Genomic DNA, 19,188 nt, shown 5'->3' on the forward strand with positions numbered 1-19,188 from the left:
TTGAAAAACAATTGGAAATTATATATAATTTAGCAAAAAAGGAGCTTTTTTAGTTATCTAGGACAGCCCCAAAATTAAATATACTAGCAAAGTATATTTATAAAAAATATAATAATATTTAAATTTAACAAATACATTTAAATAGTTATATTTTATTATTAATGAAAACCTTGAAAAATAATTATTTATGCTATATTTTATAATAATTAACATAATAATTCGGAGAATAAAATGAGTAATGAAGATTTAAATAATAATGAAGAGATAAATACATCAGGTTTTGATGCTATCACAGAAACTTTTGAAAAAATATATCCTGAACAAAAAGAACCTCTACATTACAGACCTATAATATGTTATGAACTTGGAGGAGAATACCCTCTTGATGGAATAAGTGTTTACAGAGGAAACGGATACTATCATTTTGTTACTTACGGATTCAGTGAGCTTTATGAAAAAGAATCTAAAAATAAAGAATACAGCGGATTTGGGTTTGAGCTTACTTTTAAATTAAAAATGAATGAAAAACAAATTAATAATACAAAAGATGGTGATGCAAAAGATAATGAAATACAAACAGCAGTGAAATTTTTACAGCAATTAGCAAAATATTCATTTGAAAGCGGAGCAGTTTTCAATCCTTATGAATATATATGGACTAAGCAGAAAGAAGGAATTGATAATGAGCAGAAATCAAAAATCACAGGCTTTATAACTATACCAGATGAAGCAGGAGAAATAAATACTCCAAATGGAAAAGTTATCTTTGTTGAGCTTTTAGGGGCTACAGATGCTGAGCTTAATGCTATATATGATAAAAAAATTACAGTAAAAGATTTAGCTCAAAAAATAGGAACGGATATAACAGATTATAATAGAGAATCTTTATTATAAATTATAAAATTGATTATTAAAAAACTAAATTATAATTTATCAAATATTTTGAAACAGTATATACTACAAATTTTTAACTTTCTTCATTTTTATTATTTGTGGGGACTAGCCCCCTGCGAAGCGTGCCCTTAGGGTACACACCCCCACTTCTTTTGCCGATAGGCACCTACTCGGTATTGGTATAAAAGAAGCAAAAGAACTGCATTTTTATGGAGTATAGACATAAACATATAGTGTCATTATATATATTTTTTTAGATATAAAATTTGAATACTTGCACTTTTTGCAACTTTTTGCTGCGGGAAAAAGTTGAATAAAATAAAAACTTAGATGACAAAATATAATTCTTTGCTGTATACTAAAAAAAATTGACAAACCTAAAAATTTTTAATATATTACAAAATTTTTTATTTAATAGTAATTAAAACTTGAAAAATTACTGTTTATATTATATTCTATATAAAATACTATTAATAATAATTATTAATTTTTATAAGTTAATAAAATTAAAAAGGATAATATTATGAAAGCATGGAACGGACTTTTAAGAGAATATAGAGAATATTTGCCTATTACAGATAAAACCCCATTAATAACATTGCATGAAGGAAACACCCCATTAATAAAAGCAGAAAAGATAGGAAAAGAACTTGGAGGAATAGAATTATATTTTAAATATGACGGACTTAATCCTACAGGTTCATTTAAAGATAGAGGAATGGTTATGGCAGTTGCTAAGGCACTCGAAGAAGGCTCTAAGGCTATAATGTGTGCTTCTACAGGAAACACTTCTGCATCTGCTGCTGCCTATGCTGCAAGAAGCGGTATACAATGCATAGTAGTTATTCCAGATGGAAATATTGCTTTAGGAAAGTTAGCACAGGCTTTGATGTATGGTGCTAAGGTTATAGCCATTAAAGGAAATTTTGATGAGGCATTAAAGGCTGTTGTTGATATTACAAATAAATACCCAATCACATTGGTAAACTCAATTAACCCTTTTAGACTTCAAGGTCAAAAAACTTCTGCATTTGAAATTTGCGATACTTTAGGGAAAGCTCCTGATTATTTAGCTATACCTGTTGGAAATGCTGGAAATATATCTGCTTATTGGATGGGTTTTAAAGAATATAAAGAAAACGGAAAAGTATCAAACTTACCAAAGATGATAGGGTTTGAGGCTGAAGGTTCTGCTGCTATAGTACAAAACAGAGTAATAGAAAATCCTCAAACTTTGGCTACAGCTATAAAGATAGGCAATCCTGCAAGCTGGAAATTAGCTGTTAATGCTGCTAATGAATCTAATGGTTTTATAGACTCTGTTACTGATGATGAAATATTAGAGGCTTATAAAATGCTTACAAGAGAAGAAGGAATATTTGCTGAGCCTGCTTCTGCTGCTTCTTTGGCTGGAGTTATAAAAACTTACAAAGCCGGCAAACTTAAAAAAGGTGATGTTGTAGTTTCTGTACTTACAGGAAATGGGCTTAAAGACCCTGATAATGCAATAAAAATTTGTTCTGCTCCTATAAAAGTTGATAACAATATAGAAGAGATAAGAAAAGCTATAGGAATATAATTTATGAATAATGTTAATAAAAAAGATAATAATAAAATATCAAAAAATAAAAAACTTGTAACTTTTAAAATACCTGCAACATCTGCAAATATTGGTTCTGGTTTTGACAGTGTAGGACTTGCTTTAGATTTGTACAATGAAATACATATATACGAAAATGCAAACTCAAAAAAAATAGAATTTGAAATAACAGGCGAAGGCGAAAAAGAGATACAAAAAGACAATAATATGATACTTGATGCTATGAAGCTTGTATATAAAAAATTAAAAGCAAAACCAGAAAAAGGCTATATAATAAAATGTATAAATAGAATACCTCTTTCACGAGGGCTTGGAAGCAGTTCTGCGGCAATTATTGGCGGACTTCTTAGTGCCAATTATATATTAGGAAATAAACTTTCTCTTGAAGATGATATATTAAATATGGCTGTTCAGCTTGAGGGGCACCCTGATAATGTTTCACCTGCTATACTTGGAGGTATTATATCTGGTGTTGTACGTAAAAATGAAGATTTTAAATATGTTAAAATTAATGCCCCCAAAAATTTAAAAGCAATAGTGGCTATTCCAAATTTTTATTTAAGCACTGAAAAAGCAAGAAATGCTCTGCCCAAAGAGATAAGTTTTAAAGATGCTATTTTTAATATTTCAAGAGCAGCACTTCTAACTTCTGCCTTAGCTTCAAACAAGCTTGATTTACTTGAAGTGGCAACTGATGATAAACTTCATCAAGATTATAGAGCAAAGTTTATACCTGGACTTAAAGAATTATTTAAACAAACAAAAAATGCAGGTGCTTACTCTGTTACTATAAGCGGAGCAGGTTCATCAATATTAGCATTAGTTAAAAATGATGAAAAAATAATTAAAGATGTTTCTAATGCCATGAAAGAAAGTTTTGCTAAAAAGAAAATAGACTCAGAAATAAAAGTTTTGAATATACCAAACAAAGGGATAGTAGTTATTTAATACATTATAATTAGTATTATTTTATTACCTTGCATTTTCGCGAAGCGTGCCCGAATGGCGAAAACTTTGATGAAGTCTGCAGAGCGTAGCGGCAGAAAAAAGTTGATAGAAAATTATTATTTTAATATATATTAAAAATTTTAACTATTTTATTTTAGTTATTTGCAGGGCTTTGCCCCGCACCCCAGTTCTTTTATTGGTATAAAAGAACCAAAAGAACTGCATTTTTATGAAGTATATCTAAAAACATATGGTATTATTTTAATATATTTCTTAGATATAAAAATTAAATATTTGCACTTTCGCAAAATGTATACGAATAAGCAAAATAATTTGTATTTTTTGCAACTTTGACGAAGTCCGCACCGCGACCGTAGGGAGTCCTTCAGGGCGACCGAAGGAAGTGCCTGCGGGTGCGAAGGCAGGAAAAAGTTGAATAAAAAAACTTATATAAAAGATATAGTTATTTCAGAATATACTGAAATATAATAAAGGGGCTTTTTAAAGCCCCTTATAAGTTTGATGATTAATTATATTATTTTAATTCCGGCCAATATTTTTTATTAGCTTCAATTAAATCGTCTAATATTTTCTTAGCAACCTCAACACTTGGAACAGTTCTTGACATACTAATAGCCTGCCACATTTTCAAATAAGAACCTTCTATCCAAGCATCAACAACTAATTTTTCTACAGCCACCTGTTGTTCCATTAAACCTTTATTGAATCTTGGAATCTCTCCCATTACTAAAGGTTCAGGACCATTAGAACCAACTATACAAGGTATTTCAACCATAGCAGTAGGGTCAAAGTTAATAATAGAACCATTATTAGGAACGATTAACAACATTCTCTCACCTGTATTGTTGCTTATAGCACAAGCGAGGTCAACTATATAAGTAGCATGTCCTCCAACTTCAAATGTAGAATCTTTAGCAGTACCTGCTTCTGTTATTCTTCTGCATTCTCCAAATACTCTTTTTTCTCTTCCGTCTCTAACCATATCTGTTCTTGTATAATTAATATCAGAATGGCTTACAACATAATCAGGGAAAAGATAGTATTTGAAATAAGTATTAGGCATAAAGTTTGGAGAAACAGCAAAAGCATCTCTTGCCTTCTCGTAAGTAGAATGCCAATCAGCATCCATATGTCCTTCCAAGCTAGGATGTAAATATCCATGTTTAGAAACATGCTCTTTCAATATAGGCATTAAATCTCTGCCTGTGCTTTTTTCTACAATGCTTGTCCACCAGCCAAAGTGGTTCAAACCAAAATATCTCACTTGCATTTCTTTTCTTGATTTTAATCCGCATATTGTAGCCATAAAATCTTCTATACCAACAGGCATATCGCAGATGTTTAAAACTTTAGAATTAGGTTTTAATCTTCTGCAAGCTTCAGCAACTATAGCAGCAGGGTTAGAATAGTTAAGCATCCAAGCGTTAGGAGAATATTTTTCCATATAATCTATTATTTCTAAAACTCCTCCTATAGAACGCATACCATAAGCCATACCGCCAGCTCCGCAAGTTTCTTGTCCTACGCAGCCATGCTTAAGAGGAATTTTTTCATCTAAAGAACGCATCTCATATTTACCAACCCTAATATGAGCCATAACAAAATCTACTCCTGTAAAAGCTTCTTTAGGGTCTGTTGTGAAAGAGAACTTAACATGAGGAGCTCTCTCTTTCATAATGATAGCACAAGCATTTCCAACAATAGCCTGTCTTTCTGCATCATTATCATATAATTTTAATTCTGATAAAGGAAATCTTCCTTCTTCACTTAAAAGCATTAATATAATTTCCGGCGTAAAAGTACTTCCGCCGCCTGCTATAACAACTGAATGTTTTTTCATTTTTTCACTCCTTAAAAAATTTATTAAATTTAAAAAATTAAGTATTGTTAATTATTCACTTTTTTTCAAAAGCTCTTCAAATTTAGTTCTCACCTGAGGAACAGAAAGACCAACTATTACCTGCAATGAAGTTCCATTTTTAACTAATCCATGAGCACCAAATTCTTTGAAATCTTCTACATCTTTTACCAAATCAACATTTTTTACTACAACTCTTAATCTTGTTGCACAATTAGTAACAGATTCTATATTCGAAGCACCGCCTAAGCATTCCAAATATCCTCTAGCCTGCTCCAAGAAACCTGAATTTTTATCTCTGCCCTGTTTTTCTTTATAATCTTTTTTGGTATATAATTTTGATTCTGATTTGCCTCTTCCAGGAGTCATTATATTAAACTTTAGTATAAATGTTCTAAATACTATAAACCATAAACCTGTAAATATAAATCCTACTATTATATGGAAAATAACCGTAGAAGTATGGTTTCTTATAGTGAAAATCCAGTTTTGAGTTATAAATTGTAATAAACCAGCACCGAAGTTCCCAGCTACTCCTACTACCTCATATAATACCGTAGCCAAAGCTGCAGCTAATACAGAGTGTACTAAGAAAAGCACAGGTGATATAAATAAGAATGTAAACTCTAAAGGCTCAGTTATACCTACAAGTATAGAAGTTAAAGTTGCTGGTATAAGCAATGCTGCCATTTTTTCTCTATTTTCTTTATTAGCACAGAAATAAATAGCCAAAGCTAAACCAGGTGCTCCGAATACCTTTGAGTTTCCATGTAATGCAAAAGCTCCTGCTGGGAAAAGAGTTTTTAAAGGCTCTGTTGAGTTTGCAAACTCTGCAACATGCTGTATCCAATAAGGTTCTATACCATTTGGAACTACTGCAGGTCCGAATATGAAAGGTCCGTATATAAAATGGTGAAGTCCTGTAGGTATTAATGCTCTCTCTAAGAAAGTGTAAATAAATACTCCTACTCCTCCTGAACTAGCAAGAAATGTTTGCATACTAGATATTGCTAACTGAATTTTCGGCCATATTAAACAAGTTAGAAAAGCAAAAACTAACATTACTAAAAAACCTATTATATGTACAAAAGATGTTCCTTGAAATACTCCAAGGTAATCAGGAAGCTTTGTTTCATAAAATCTATTATGAATGACAGTAATTATTAAACCAACAACTATAGCACCTAATATATTTGTATCTAAAGTTTTAATTCCTGCAATTAATGCTAAACCGCTTACTCCGCCTGCAGCCTGAGTAAAATCTACTCCAAAAGCAGGTCCCCAGAAATTAAGTATAGCAGCTATAAAATAGTTGTATGATAAATAACAAATCAAAGTTGCTAACATAGCTCTTTCTGGTGCTGTTCTGGAAAGCCCAATAGGTATGCCTAAACAGAAAAATAAAGGCATATTTCTAAATATTGTCCAGCCGCCCTCTTCCATTATAAACATTAATTTGTAGAAAAAGCCATTAGGGTCAGCTATCTTTCCCACCAAACTCTGATCTTTAAATATAATTGTAAATCCTACTATAAGCCCTGAAAAAGAAAATAGTAATACTGGTACGAACATAGCCGCACCAAATTTCTGGAAACCAGCTTTTATATCAATATTTTTAAACATAAATATATCCTCAATATTTTTTTATTTTAATATTATTTTAAATAGTCTAAATATGGTTTTTGTAATGCTATCATTCTATCAACCATCTCTTCAGTGTTTTTACATACATTAACTACAGGATTGGCAAGTATAGCTTGTATAGCATATTCTTTTTTATGATGTATAGCAGCTTCTGCAGTTAAATCATATACACTCACATAGTTTCTTAACAAAGATAAATAGCCTTTAGGTACATTATTGAGTTTTACACCTTTAAGACCATCTTTACTTACTTCTGCAGGTACTTCTACTGCTATCCAATTAGGAAGGTCTTCTATTAATCCGTCATTCAATATATTTACAGCCTCTTCTACATATTTATTGTTTGTAACTATACCGTCTATTATGCTTGAAGCTCTCTCTTTTACTCTTAATTCTATTTTTGGCTCTGCCTGTGATAATACTGTTTTATATAAATCATAAAAATCTAATATTCCTCTATGGTCAACAACGTCCCAAGCCCAAGATACATATTCTCCAAAATGGCTGTCTACTGTTATAGGCAAAAGTTTATATTTCTCTAATATCACTTTTAAAAGTCTTCTGTCAGCCCATACAAACTCACCTTTTAATTTCTCCTCTATAGAATGGTCAAAGCTCTCTGTTTTTGAGAAAGCATTGTTTTCCATAGCGTATTTTAATAAATCACTGTATCCTACTTCATGCTCAAAATAGCTATGTGCATTTTTTAATACTTCAGGATATAAATCTTTTCCTGTTTTTTTATCTTTTATCTCTAATAAACAGCTGAAATGGTTAAGACCGCCGGCTTTAATCTCAAAATCTTCATAATTCATTTTCAATATCTTTGGAAGCCATTTATGAAGCCAGCCTATCTCATGGCACATACCTATAAACTTAGCATTAGGATATGCCCTCTTTACAGCAGTACATATTGCAGTCATAGGGTTAGAGAAATTGAATATATAAGCATTAGGACATATATCCATAGCATCTTTTACTATATCTAAAATAGGCGGAATGATTCTTAAAGAGTGAAATACTCCTCCAGGTCCTCCATTTTCTCCATAAACCTGATGAATACCATATTGCATAGGTACTTTCCAGTCTTCATCCCACAACTTAAATCTGCTTCCTACCTCTATAGAGCTTATTATAAACTCGGCATTTTTAAAAGCTTCTCTTCTGTCTGTTGTAGCATCAACAGTAAAATTTAATTTGTTAGCCGCTATAAACTCTTTTACATAATCATATACTTTTTTCAAAGCATCAGGGTTAATGTCAAGCAAAGTAACATGAGAACCCTCTAATGACTTTGTAGAGAAAATATCTCCAAGCATATCGCATCCAAATTGTGCACTTCCTGCACCTACTAAAACAAATTTCATATTTATATCCCTTCATATTAAATTTTGTTTATTGTGTTTTACATAATAATATTATATTCAAAAAAATTATTATTTCAATAAAATGATACTATTTTTTTTATTTTTTATAGAAAAAAATATCATTTTTTTGATATTTTTTCCCTACTATGCCCTATTTTATATTGTTTATTATAAAAAATGTTTTATAATAATTCATTAATTAATCATTTTATTAATGAATCATTTTAAGGAAGTATAATGGGTCAGAAAGAGAAAATAGAAAATATTGCAAATATGCTCAATATTGCTGAAACTACTGTAAAAAGATTTTTTTATACTCCAGAAAAGTTACATACTGATACTTTCAGAGAAATAATGTCTATTTTAGCTAAATATTATCCTGAAGATTTAAGGACTATTGTTAAAAAAGACTACAGAGATATATTATTTATAATTAGAGATCATAATTTAATGGTAGTTTCTGATATTGTTAAATATCTTCAAAGGATTTCTTTAAAATACAATATTACTATAAGACTATATGAAAATACAGATAATATACCTTTAAATATATTGCTTAAGAAAAATAAAAAAATATGGGCAGATATTAGAGGTATAATTAGTTTGGCAACAGAAACAGAAGAAAGCACAAATGATTTTTTAATTCCTACAGTGTTTCTAAACATGCCGCAGCAGGAATACGGGCTTAATATAGATGTTAATGACTATTTAGGCGGAAGATTAGCTATTGAACATTTATACAAAAATAATTGGAAAAACCCTGCATTTATCACTCATCATGATTTAAGCGGAGATGTGAAAGAGAGATACGACGGCGTAAGAATGGCATGCAATGATTTTAATATAGATTGTAAATTAATAACTACAAATAGTTTTTCTATGGAAGAATCTTATCATGTTACAAAAAATGCTTTAAGCGACAAAAGTATAGATTCTATATTTTATTTTTGCGACCAGATGGCTATAGGCGGAATAAAAGCAATAGATGAATTAGGATATAAAATGGGTGAAGATATTGGAATTATTGGATTTGATAATTTAGAGATATCTGATTTTTTAGGATTAAGTTCTATAGACCAAAAATTATATGAAAAAATGCTTTATAGTGTAGAATATATATTATTTGGAAATGGGCAATTATTTACAGAAAAATCCTCAAAAATAATTTATAATCCAGAAGTTGCAGCAAGAAAAAGCTCTATAAAAATAGCATAGATATTTATTTATATTAAATCTTTTATTATATTAGGATATTTTATTTCTGTTATTTTTGTTTTTTCTACAAAAGCATCAAATATTGTTGTATGAAGTTTTATAGGTGATATTTGGCTTCTAATATAGCCTATAACTTCATTTTGCACAAACACATCTTTTTTTATGTTTACTACTATAAATGGTATTTTAAACCCTCTCTGATGAAAAAGTTCTACTTGTTCAAAACTGCTATGAATAACATTTGTATCATACTCCACTACGGGTATAATATGTATTTCATTATTATATCTTTCTATATCTGTGATTAAATCCAAAAAATTATAATTCTCTTTTATAGGGTCATAGAGGCATAGAGATTCTAATACCATATAATCATAAGTTTTTTTACATTCATCTATCAAATCTGTAATATCTCTTTCATATATTTTTGTATTTATACTATGAAGAGGAGAGAGATTTCCGTTTGTAGCATAAGATACAAAAATATCTGAAGCATTTAATGTGGTAGTATTTTTTATATATTCACAGTCAAATAATTTATTATCTTTCACCTCCATAACAAAAGGCTTATAATAACAAACACTCCTTCCCAATATTTTTATTGATTCTGCAATATTAGAAGCTACATAAGTTTTACCGCTATGCTTCTTATTAGATATAATATAGAATAATTTCATTTAACAGTTACCTTCTCTTTTCCATTCTTCTTTATTATTTTAATTCTTCTATATGAGCTTTTATATTATATTCTATTTTTTCATTTGGTTTTAAGTTTATATCTTTGCATAATACTATAGTTGAGTTTTGATAATTCATCTCAAGTTTATCAACAGCATCAGATATAGTATAATTTGGCATATATAAGAAGTTTGTCTCTTCATTAGCTTCCAAAAATAATTTTATTTTTATATAACCTTCATCAGCCATACCAAATATTTTACCTGTATATTCACCTGTGTTTGACAAATTATCAGATATTCTATTATTCTCCCCAATATAATATCTGTCTTTTTCGCTTCCGGCAAGCAAAGTAATATTGTTCTCTAAAGCATAAACAAAACTTATTTCTTCATTAGATTTATTTAATATTTCTATGTTTATATTAAAACTGCCGTCTTTCTCTACAACATATTTTTTTGTTAATAGTATTTCTTTGCCATTAACTAAACCATTTTTTTCAAAAGTGATGTTGGCATTATTTTTATTTATATTATTTTCAATTAAATTGTAATATGAATTATAGAAATCAGCCTCTTCATCATACTTTAATAATTGAAACTCTTCAGCAGTAGGCATAGTTTTTAAGAAATGATCAACAGCAAATACTTTTTCGTTTTTATCGAACACCAAATATTTAGCAATATCTTCATCTATTTTTTTAGCTATCTCATGAATTGAAACATGCTCATTTTCATTTGATTGTTTGCTTGCATTTCTAACAGCTGCAATGTGATAAGCCTCTTCTCTTCTTTTTAAGCAGTCTATTAAGTTTATAGGATTATTTGTTTTTAAATCCCATTCTATAATTGAACCGCTTAAACTATGAAACACCAAACTTGATTTCTCTGAACTTATTACAACTTCATCTCTGCCGTCAATATCAAAATCTAAGTCATAGTTCATAAAATATCCATTTCCATATTTCTTTTTTTCTACTATAGAAGTGGATTTTATAAGATTAGCGTATGTAGCATGTCTTAAATTGTTTAAATAAAGCCCTCCGAATGTTCCATGCCAATAAGGACAGTTGCATTGCCCCTGCAATAAATAATCCAAAGCCTCTTCTTTTTCCTTAGATTTATCTAATTCGCTAACCATATTTGAAGCAAAAAGCATTCTTTTATTCATTCTGTTGCTTTCAGAGTATTTAAAGAAATAATTTCTCCAAAAACCTCCACGCATAAATCTTGTTGCTATTTCATTTTCTTCTTGCTTTTTAAACTCTTCCTGTTTTGAATGAAACTCATCTTGCACCTTAGCAGGAAGCACCCAAGTAAGCATCTCCTCATAAGAGCCTGTAGGTATATATATTTTTGAAACAGGTGCATATTTTTCTATATAATCGCTATAGGTAATAGTTTTTATAATGTCTTTTTCTTTTGTAAGTGCCTCAAAAAACTTTTCAAGCCATTTATCTTCATAAACCCATTTTTTAGTACCCGGCCAATCTCCGTATTTCTCACCGTCATCATGTAAAACAACTACCCTATCTCCCTCTTCTGTTGCTATAGATTTTAAATATTCAATGGATTTTTCTACATCTCTGAATGGTATTAAATAACGAAGCTCCTGAGATATAGGAAATATATTAAGCTTATAAGATTCATCATCTGTTATAAAATAACTATACATATTTTTGGTATCAATTCCTGTTGTGAGAAATTGAGAATCGTCTATCATAATATATTTTATGCCATTTCTTGCCAAATGTTTTACTAATGTAGGCTCCCAAACTCTTTCTGCTATCCAAGCACCTTTAGGAGTGGTCTTGAACTTTTTTTCTATATATTTATTTAATTTTGTTATTTGCAAATCTTTATCTCTGTCTGGTATAGAAGGCATTATAGGCTCATAAAATGCACCGCTTTGAAGCTCTATTCTATTTTCTTGAACAAGTTTAGCTAAAGCTTCCAAATGTTCAGGGTGATTTTTCTCTAACCATTGAAGCAAACAGCCTGTATAATGAAAGTTAAATTTTATATCTTTATATTTTTCTAATATATCTAAAAAAGGCTTATAAGCATTTTGATAAGTATTTTCACACACAAAGTCAAAGTTGCCCACAGGCTGATGATTATGATTTCCAAGTATTAAATTAATAGTTTTCATAGTAATTATCCATAACAATAATATATTATTAATTAACATAATTCTATACTAAATAATCATTTTTGTAAAGTTTAATTTATATTATATTGTTAATTATAGTTCAATAAAAATGCTTAAAAGATAATAAATTAAGGTTTTGTTATTGTACTTGATATTTATTTTTAAACTGTTATAATATTCTAACAATGAAGGGTTATAGAATATAATATTATTATTTTTCAAATAGTATTATAGTCTGTTTTATAACATTAAATTAAAAAAAATAAATAGGAGATAACAAATATGTCTGACGATAAAACAATATGTTTCTGTATGGGTGTTAAGGAGAGTGAAATTATAGATGCCATAAAGAAGAATAAATTAAAAACAGTAGAAGAGATATCAAAAATTACCAAAGCAGGCACTGGCTGCGGCGGCTGTATACCTACTATACAAAAGATACTCGACGATATTAATAAATAATTATTATTGGAGGTAAAACATATGTGGGAATATACTGATAAAGTAAAAGACCATTTTATAAATCCAAGAAATGTTGGAGAGATAGAAAATCCTGATGCTGAAGCTATGACTGGCAGTATTGTTTGCGGAGATGCTTTAAAATTAACTTTAAAAATTAATAAAGATACTGAAGTGATAGAAGATGCTAAGTTTCAAACATTCGGCTGTGCTTCAGCTATAGCAAGCAGCAGCATTTTAACAGAGATGATTAAAGGTAAAACTTTAGACGAGGCAAAAAAGATTACAAATAAAGATATAGCAATGGAGCTTGGAGGACTTCCAGAGGAAAAGATGCATTGTTCTGTAATGGGAATGGAAACATTGGAAAAGGCTATTAATAATTACAGAGGAATCAATGTAGAGGAAGATGAACATGATGAGGGGGCTATAATTTGTAAATGTTTTGGTGTAACAGACACTAAAATAAAAAGAGCCATAAGAGAAAATAATTTAACAACAGTAGATGAGATAACATTCTACACTAAAGCAGGCGGCGGATGCGGAGCTTGTAAGGTAAAATTAGAAGATATATTAAATGAAGAACTTGCTGAGAGAGAAAGAGCTCAAAAGAATGCACCTCTCACTACAGTACAAAAGATTAAGAAAATAGAAGAGGCAATAGAGACAGTAATTAATCCTATGCTTAAAATGGACGGCGGAAGCTGTAAATTAGTAGATATAGAAGGAAATACAGTAAAAATTTCTTTTAAGGGTGCTTGTTCTTCTTGTATGGCTTCTAAAAATACTTTAAAAGGCTTTGTTGAACCTAAGATTAAAGAGTTAGTTGATAAAGATTTAGAAGTAGTAGGAGTGTGAATTATGTCTGATAAAAAAATTATATATATGGATAATAATGCCACTACGAGAGTTTATCAAGAAGTTTTGGATGCAATGCTTCCATATTTCAAAGACCAATATTATAACCCTTCAAGCATGTATAGCCCAGCAGGTGCTGTGCATAAAGAAATGGAAAAAGCAAGAGGAGAGGTTGCTGACTTTTTAGGATGCGACCCTATAGAAGTTTGCTTTGTTTCTTGCGGAAGTGAGGGCGATAATATGGCTATTAGGGGTACAATAGAAGCTTACCCTACAAAGAATCATATTATCACTACTAGGGTAGAACACCCTGCTGTTATAGAAACTTGTAAATCATTGGAGCGTTTGGGTTATAGAATCACTCTTTTAGATGTGGATAGTGATGGAAACATTAATATAGATGATTTAAAAAAAGCTATTAATGATAATACAGCTATAGTATCTATAATGTATGCCAACAATGAAACAGGTGTAATTTTCCCTGTAAAAGAGATTGGCGAAATAGTAAAAAATGCAGGTGCAGTATTTCATGTTGATGCAGTGCAGGCTGCCGGTAAATTGCCTTTAAGCATGAAAGATGAGCCTTATATAGATATGTTAACAATAGCAGGACACAAAATACATGCTCCAAAAGGTATTGGTGCTTTATATATTAAAAAAGGCACTAAATTAAGAACAGTACAAACAGGAGGTCATCAGGAGAGAGGACGCCGTGCCGGTACTGAAAATGTGCCTTATATAATAGGGCTTGGTAAGGCTGCTTCTATTGTGAAGGCAGAGCTTCCTAAATTCATTGAACACACTTCTAAATTGAGAGATAAACTTGAAGAAGAAGTTTTAAAAAGAATTAAAGAAGTAAAAATTAATGGAAGAGGTGCTAAAAGAGTAAGCAATACCGCAAATATTAGCTTTAAAAATATAGAAGGTGAAGCTATACTTTTATTGCTTGATGGTTATGGTATATGTACTTCAAGCGGAAGTGCATGTTCTTCCGGTACTTTAGAGCCTTCTCCTGTTTTACAGGCTATGGGAGTTCCTTTTGAATATGCTCATAGCTCAACAAGATTTTCTTTATCATTAGATAACACTATGGAAGAAATAATGTATACAGCAGATGCTATAGAAAAAATAGTAGCAAGGCTTAGAGATATTTCCCCATATAGAGATTAAAAAATATAGAATATATATATATTGAAAAGGGGCTTAATAAAAAGCCCTTTTTTATTATATATTATGAAACATGTTGAAATAAATTACAAACTAATATAAATGCAATTTATATATTTTATAGATGTATTATCAACTTTTCTCGCGGTAAAAAGTGCAAATATTTTAGTTTTATATCTAGAAAATATATAAAATAATACCATGCATTTTTTGCTATACTTAATAAAAATGCAGTTCTTCGCGAAGCGTATCCGAAGGATATAAGGTTCTTTTATACCAATAAAAGAACTGGGGGCGTGGGGGCAAAGCCACCACAAATAATAAAAAACATAAAAATTTTATTATTCTTTTTCCCGCATCTACGCTCTGAGGACTTCGTCAAAGAACCAAAAAGTGCAAATAAAAAATAATATAAATATTTATCATTTTGGAGACTTATATGATAGCTAACAACATACTTGATTTAATAGGCAATACTCCTATTATAAGATTAAGCAATATAGAAACTAAATTTAACTTAAATAAAAATATAGAATTATATGGAAAAGTAGAAAAAAATAACCCTGCTGCTTCAATAAAAGACAGAGCGGTAAAACAAATACTATTAGATTTAATCAAAGACGGCAAAATAAAAAAAGGTTCTACAATTATAGAGCCCACTTCAGGAAACACAGGAATTGCTATGGCAGCTATTGGAAACTATTTAGGGCTTAATGTTATAATAGTTATGCCTTCTTCAATGTCTGAAGAGAGAAGAAAACTTATAAGAGATTATGGAGCAAAATTGGAATTAGTTGATGGGGCAATGGATAGAGCAGTTGAAAGAGCAAATCAATTAAACAAAGAAATAGATGATTCTATAATAGCAGGTCAGTTTATTAATGAATCTAATTTTATGGCACATTATTTAACAACAGCACCGGAAATATATAAAGATATGGGAGATGTAGATTATATATTTGCGGGCATTGGCACTGGAGGAACTGTTACCGGAATAGGGAAGTATGTTAAAGATAATAATAAAAATACTAAAGTAATTGGAGTTGAGCCTGAGTCTTCTCCTCTTCTTACAAAAGGCTATGCTGACTCTCATAAAATACAGGGAATAGGAGCTAATTTTATTCCAGAAATTTTAGATTTAAATGTGATAGAAAAAATAATAGATGTATCAGATGATAATGCTATTAATACTGCAAGAGAAATATGTTTTACTGAAGGTTTATATGTGGGTATATCTTCGGGGGCTAGTGTTTATGCAGCAATAGATTTATCAAGACAATTAGATTTAAATAATAAAATAAAGATGCTTTGTATTTTACCTGATACAGGAGAGAGATATTCTTGGAATTAAAGGATTATATTTATGAAACTAAAAACTTTTAATGAACTTCCTAATAAAAATGATATAAAAGAAATTGTAAAACTTATAAGAGACTATGTTTTTCCTAACTTTTTTAGAGAGACTCCTAATAAAGATATTGTAGAAAAAAATATCATTGAACTTTATAAAAAAATAGTAAGTAACAATTCTCTATTATTGGATTTTATAAAAAAACTTAAAGATATTAAATTAAGTCTTGAAAAAGATTTAGAGTTTTTTTATCAGTCTGACCCTGCTTCAAAATCTTATGATGAAATAGTATTAACATATCCTGGATTTAGAGCAATTTTTCATTATAGAATAGCACATATATTTTATAATCAGAAGGAGTTTTTAATAGCAAGAACTATATCTGAGTTTGCTCATTCAAAAACAGGCATAGACATTCACCCAGGGTCAAATATAGGAGATTATTTCTTTATAGACCATGGTACAGGAATAGTTATAGGGGAAACTACAATTATAGGTCATCATGTAAAAATATATCAGGGAGTTACTTTAGGGGCATTATCATTAACTAATGGAAGAAGCTTGGAAGGTAAAAAAAGACATCCTACAGTTTGCGATTATGTTACAATATATGCTAATGCTTCTATATTTGGAGGAGATACTGTAATAGGCAAAAATTCTATCATTGGTGCTAATTGCATAGTTTTAGAATCGGTTGAAGAAAACAAAAAAGTTACTTTATAGATTTATATGATTTAAATGTATTATCAACTTTTTCCCGTAGCAAAAAGTTGCAAAAAGTACAAATTTATATATTGACAATATATATAATAAAAAACAATACATATTTTTTAGATTAAAAATTGCAGTTTTTTTGCTTCCTTTATACCAATATCATAAGCATAAAAAAAGAGGCTTAATATAAAGCCTCTTTTTATTTTATTTGTCTTAGTTAATATCAAACACCAAGCGAAATTATAGCAAAGTTTTTGATAGTTGCTGTAGCACCAGCTTCTTTAGATATTTCATCTATTAAACTTTTGATAGATATTTTGTTGTCTGTAAATAATTTTTGGTCTATAAGAACACTTTCAGAATACCAAGAGTTCATTTTACCTTCAACTATTTTTGCTACCATATTTTCTGGTTTGCCGGCATCTCTTACTTGTTTTTCAAATATTTCTTTTTGCTCATTAACAGCATTAGGGTCAATTCCTTCTCTGTTTAAAGCTAAAGGTTTTTCACTAGCAACATGCATAGCTATTTGATTTGCAATCTCTAAACATTTTCCTTTAGGCTTAACATCAAACTCAACAATAGTAACAAGTTTATTATTGAAGTGAACATAGCTTCCAAAGAAACCATCAGTCTTCATAACTTTTACTTCTGCAAGTACAGTTTTCTCTCCCCATTTTTGCATACCTTCGTTTATCATAGCTTGAATAGTTTCCCCATTCTCACCTTTAGTGTTTAGAAGAGTATCAACAGTAGCATTATCAACTGTCATAGCAGTTTTAGCAATGCTTTTAGCTAAATTAATAAATAATTCATTTTTAGCAACGAAGTCAGTTTCACATTGAAGCTCTATACAAGCAATTTGGCTTTTATCATCATTAACGCAGAAACCTATAGAACCTTCTTTAACTGTACGTTCGTTTTTTTTAGCAGCAACAGCTGTACCTTTTTCTTTTAATAGGCGAATAGCCTTATCCATATCACCATCAGCTTCTTGAAGAGCTTTTTTACATTCCATAATACCTATACCAGTACGCTCTCTAAGCTCTTTAATAGTATCCATACTAATATTTGCCATTTTTTTATCCTTTAGTTTAATTTTTTTATTTTTTATTAATCTTGGTCATCTTGGTCAGAAACACCATACTGCTCTGCAATAGCTTCAGCAGCTTCAGTAGCACTATTGTCATAAACCTCTTCAGCAATCTCGCCAGTAGATTCATGTTTAGCTAAAGTTTCTTTTCCAGCCTCGTTTTGTCCGTCTATAATAGCAGAAGATATAACTCCAGCAAATAAAATTATAGCTCTAATAGCATCATCGTTACCAGGTATAGGATAATCTATAAGTTCTGGGTTACAGTTAGTATCTACTACAGCAACTACAGGTATACCTAATTTTCTTGCTTCGCTTACAGCAATATGCTCTTGCATAGGGTCTATTACAAATATCATATCTGGTAAGTTTTCCATATCTTTGATACCTGCAAAGTTCTTTTCTAATTTATCTTTTTCTTTAAGAAGGAGTATTACTTCTTTTTTAGGTAATTTATCAAAAGTACCATCAACTTCTTCTTTTTCTATTCTTTTAAGTCTAGCAATACTTTTTTTGATAGTAGCGAAATTAGTAAGCATACCGCCTAACCAACGATTATTAACATAATACATATCGCATTTTTCAGCAGCTTCTTTTATGCTTTGTGAAGCTTGTTTTTTAGTACCTACAAAAAGTATATTTCCGCCGTTTCTTGACATTTCTTTAACAGCATCATAAGCTTTTTTTACATAAGTTAAAGTTTTCATTAGGTCAATGATGTGTATATCATTTCTCTCCTGAAAAATAAAAGGTTTCATTTTAGGATTCCATTTTCTAGTTTGATGTCCGAAATGAACTCCTGCCTCTAAGAGGTCTTTCATAGCTGGTAATGACATAAGCATATCCTTTAAAATAAAATAGAGTACCGATTAAGGCACCCTATATCCATAAATTTCTAAACTATTACTATATTAAAAAAATCATAATGCTTTGATTACTAATATTTAAGTAACAATGTCTTTTTATTTAAGATAATTTATATAAAAAATATCTTTAAAGAACATTTTGCTATTATGGAAAAGTTTACCAATTAAATCGGCTTATTTAGCATAATAACATTATTACACAAAAAAGTCAATTATCAAAAAAATATTTATTGTTTAGGAGCCATACATATTGCACGTTTTTTAGTTTAAAAAAAGCAGGTATTCCTTATAATTTAATTAACTA

16 protein-coding genes are annotated in these 19,188 nt (G+C 29.9%); 9 read left to right on the top strand and 7 right to left on the bottom strand.

Annotated features, from left to right (window positions below; all coding sequences use genetic code 11):
* Nucleotides 1–231: 231 nt before the first annotated feature.
* The 3 genes from Q0H31_RS10135 (at nt 232) to thrB (ending at nt 3,442) form a co-directional block, all read left to right on the top strand.
* Nucleotides 232–894, top strand: coding sequence for a suppressor of fused domain protein (locus tag Q0H31_RS10135; RefSeq protein WP_295297835.1), 663 nt, complete (start codon nt 232–234; stop codon nt 892–894).
* Nucleotides 895–1,417: 523 nt separating this feature from the next.
* Nucleotides 1,418–2,473, top strand: a complete 1,056-nt coding sequence (thrC, locus tag Q0H31_RS10140) for a threonine synthase (RefSeq protein ID WP_015273972.1) — start codon at nt 1,418–1,420, stop codon at nt 2,471–2,473.
* A 3-nt stretch (nt 2,474–2,476) separates the two neighbouring features.
* Complete coding sequence (gene thrB / locus Q0H31_RS10145) at nt 2,477–3,442, top strand: homoserine kinase (protein WP_295297836.1); 966 nt, start codon at nt 2,477–2,479, stop codon at nt 3,440–3,442.
* A gap of 535 nt (nt 3,443–3,977) precedes the next feature.
* Here thrB and Q0H31_RS10150 read toward each other — a convergent pair.
* The 3 genes from Q0H31_RS10150 to Q0H31_RS10160 are packed head-to-tail and all read right to left on the bottom strand — an operon-like array spanning nt 3,978 to nt 8,332.
* Nucleotides 3,978–5,303 (bottom strand): 6-phospho-alpha-glucosidase, encoded by a 1,326-nt coding sequence (locus tag Q0H31_RS10150; protein WP_295297837.1) that lies wholly within the window; start codon nt 5,301–5,303, stop codon nt 3,978–3,980.
* Nucleotides 5,304–5,354: 51 nt separating this feature from the next.
* Complete coding sequence (locus Q0H31_RS10155) at nt 5,355–6,944, bottom strand: alpha-glucoside-specific PTS transporter subunit IIBC (RefSeq protein WP_295297838.1); 1,590 nt, start codon at nt 6,942–6,944, stop codon at nt 5,355–5,357.
* A 32-nt stretch (nt 6,945–6,976) separates the two neighbouring features.
* Entirely contained in the window at nt 6,977–8,332 is a 1,356-nt protein-coding gene (locus Q0H31_RS10160; protein ID WP_295297840.1) for an alpha-glucosidase, read from the bottom strand.
* Between the two features lie 237 nt (nt 8,333–8,569).
* Here Q0H31_RS10160 and Q0H31_RS10165 point away from each other — a divergent pair, with 237 nt between their 5' ends.
* Nucleotides 8,570–9,547 (top strand): substrate-binding domain-containing protein, encoded by a 978-nt coding sequence (locus tag Q0H31_RS10165; protein ID WP_295297842.1) that lies wholly within the window; start codon nt 8,570–8,572, stop codon nt 9,545–9,547.
* A gap of 8 nt (nt 9,548–9,555) precedes the next feature.
* Here Q0H31_RS10165 and Q0H31_RS10170 read toward each other — a convergent pair whose 3' ends face one another.
* Both Q0H31_RS10170 and Q0H31_RS10175 read right to left on the bottom strand, forming a co-directional pair.
* A complete protein-coding gene (locus tag Q0H31_RS10170) occupies nt 9,556–10,224 on the bottom strand; it encodes an AAA family ATPase (RefSeq protein ID WP_295297844.1) in 669 nt (222 codons plus the stop codon).
* A 34-nt stretch (nt 10,225–10,258) separates the two neighbouring features.
* Nucleotides 10,259–12,376, bottom strand: a complete 2,118-nt coding sequence (locus Q0H31_RS10175) for an alpha-amylase/4-alpha-glucanotransferase domain-containing protein (RefSeq protein ID WP_295297846.1) — start codon at nt 12,374–12,376, stop codon at nt 10,259–10,261.
* Nucleotides 12,377–12,658: 282 nt separating this feature from the next.
* Here Q0H31_RS10175 and Q0H31_RS10180 point away from each other — a divergent pair, with 282 nt between their 5' ends.
* The 5 genes from Q0H31_RS10180 (at nt 12,659) to epsC (ending at nt 16,934) form a co-directional block, all read left to right on the top strand.
* Nucleotides 12,659–12,838, top strand: a complete 180-nt coding sequence (locus tag Q0H31_RS10180) for a (2Fe-2S)-binding protein (RefSeq protein WP_295297848.1) — start codon at nt 12,659–12,661, stop codon at nt 12,836–12,838.
* 21 nt (nt 12,839–12,859) lie between these two features.
* The gene (gene nifU / locus Q0H31_RS10185; protein WP_295297850.1) at nt 12,860–13,693 is read left to right on the top strand and encodes a Fe-S cluster assembly protein NifU; all 834 of its coding nucleotides are present in this window, start codon (nt 12,860–12,862) and stop codon (nt 13,691–13,693) included.
* 3 nt (nt 13,694–13,696) lie between these two features.
* Nucleotides 13,697–14,863 carry a cysteine desulfurase NifS gene (gene nifS, locus Q0H31_RS10190; RefSeq protein WP_295297851.1) on the top strand — a complete coding sequence of 389 codons (1,167 nt, stop codon included), beginning with the start codon at nt 13,697–13,699 and terminating at the stop codon, nt 14,861–14,863.
* A gap of 436 nt (nt 14,864–15,299) precedes the next feature.
* The gene (locus Q0H31_RS10195) at nt 15,300–16,211 is read left to right on the top strand and encodes a PLP-dependent cysteine synthase family protein (protein ID WP_295297852.1); all 912 of its coding nucleotides are present in this window, start codon (nt 15,300–15,302) and stop codon (nt 16,209–16,211) included.
* Between the two features lie 12 nt (nt 16,212–16,223).
* Nucleotides 16,224–16,934 carry a serine O-acetyltransferase EpsC gene (gene epsC, locus Q0H31_RS10200; protein WP_295297854.1) on the top strand — a complete coding sequence of 237 codons (711 nt, stop codon included), beginning with the start codon at nt 16,224–16,226 and terminating at the stop codon, nt 16,932–16,934.
* Between the two features lie 214 nt (nt 16,935–17,148).
* On the opposite strand, the gene tsf is transcribed toward epsC, so the two are convergent.
* Entirely contained in the window at nt 17,149–18,003 is an 855-nt protein-coding gene (tsf, locus tag Q0H31_RS10205; RefSeq protein ID WP_295297856.1) for a translation elongation factor Ts, read from the bottom strand.
* 35 nt (nt 18,004–18,038) lie between these two features.
* Nucleotides 18,039–18,854 carry a 30S ribosomal protein S2 gene (gene rpsB, locus Q0H31_RS10210; protein ID WP_295297858.1) on the bottom strand — a complete coding sequence of 272 codons (816 nt, stop codon included), beginning with the start codon at nt 18,852–18,854 and terminating at the stop codon, nt 18,039–18,041.
* Between the last annotated feature and the right edge of the window lie 334 nt (nt 18,855–19,188).

This window comes from uncultured Brachyspira sp. (assembly GCF_934747485.1).
Lineage (GTDB): Bacteria > Spirochaetota > Brachyspiria > Brachyspirales > Brachyspiraceae > Brachyspira.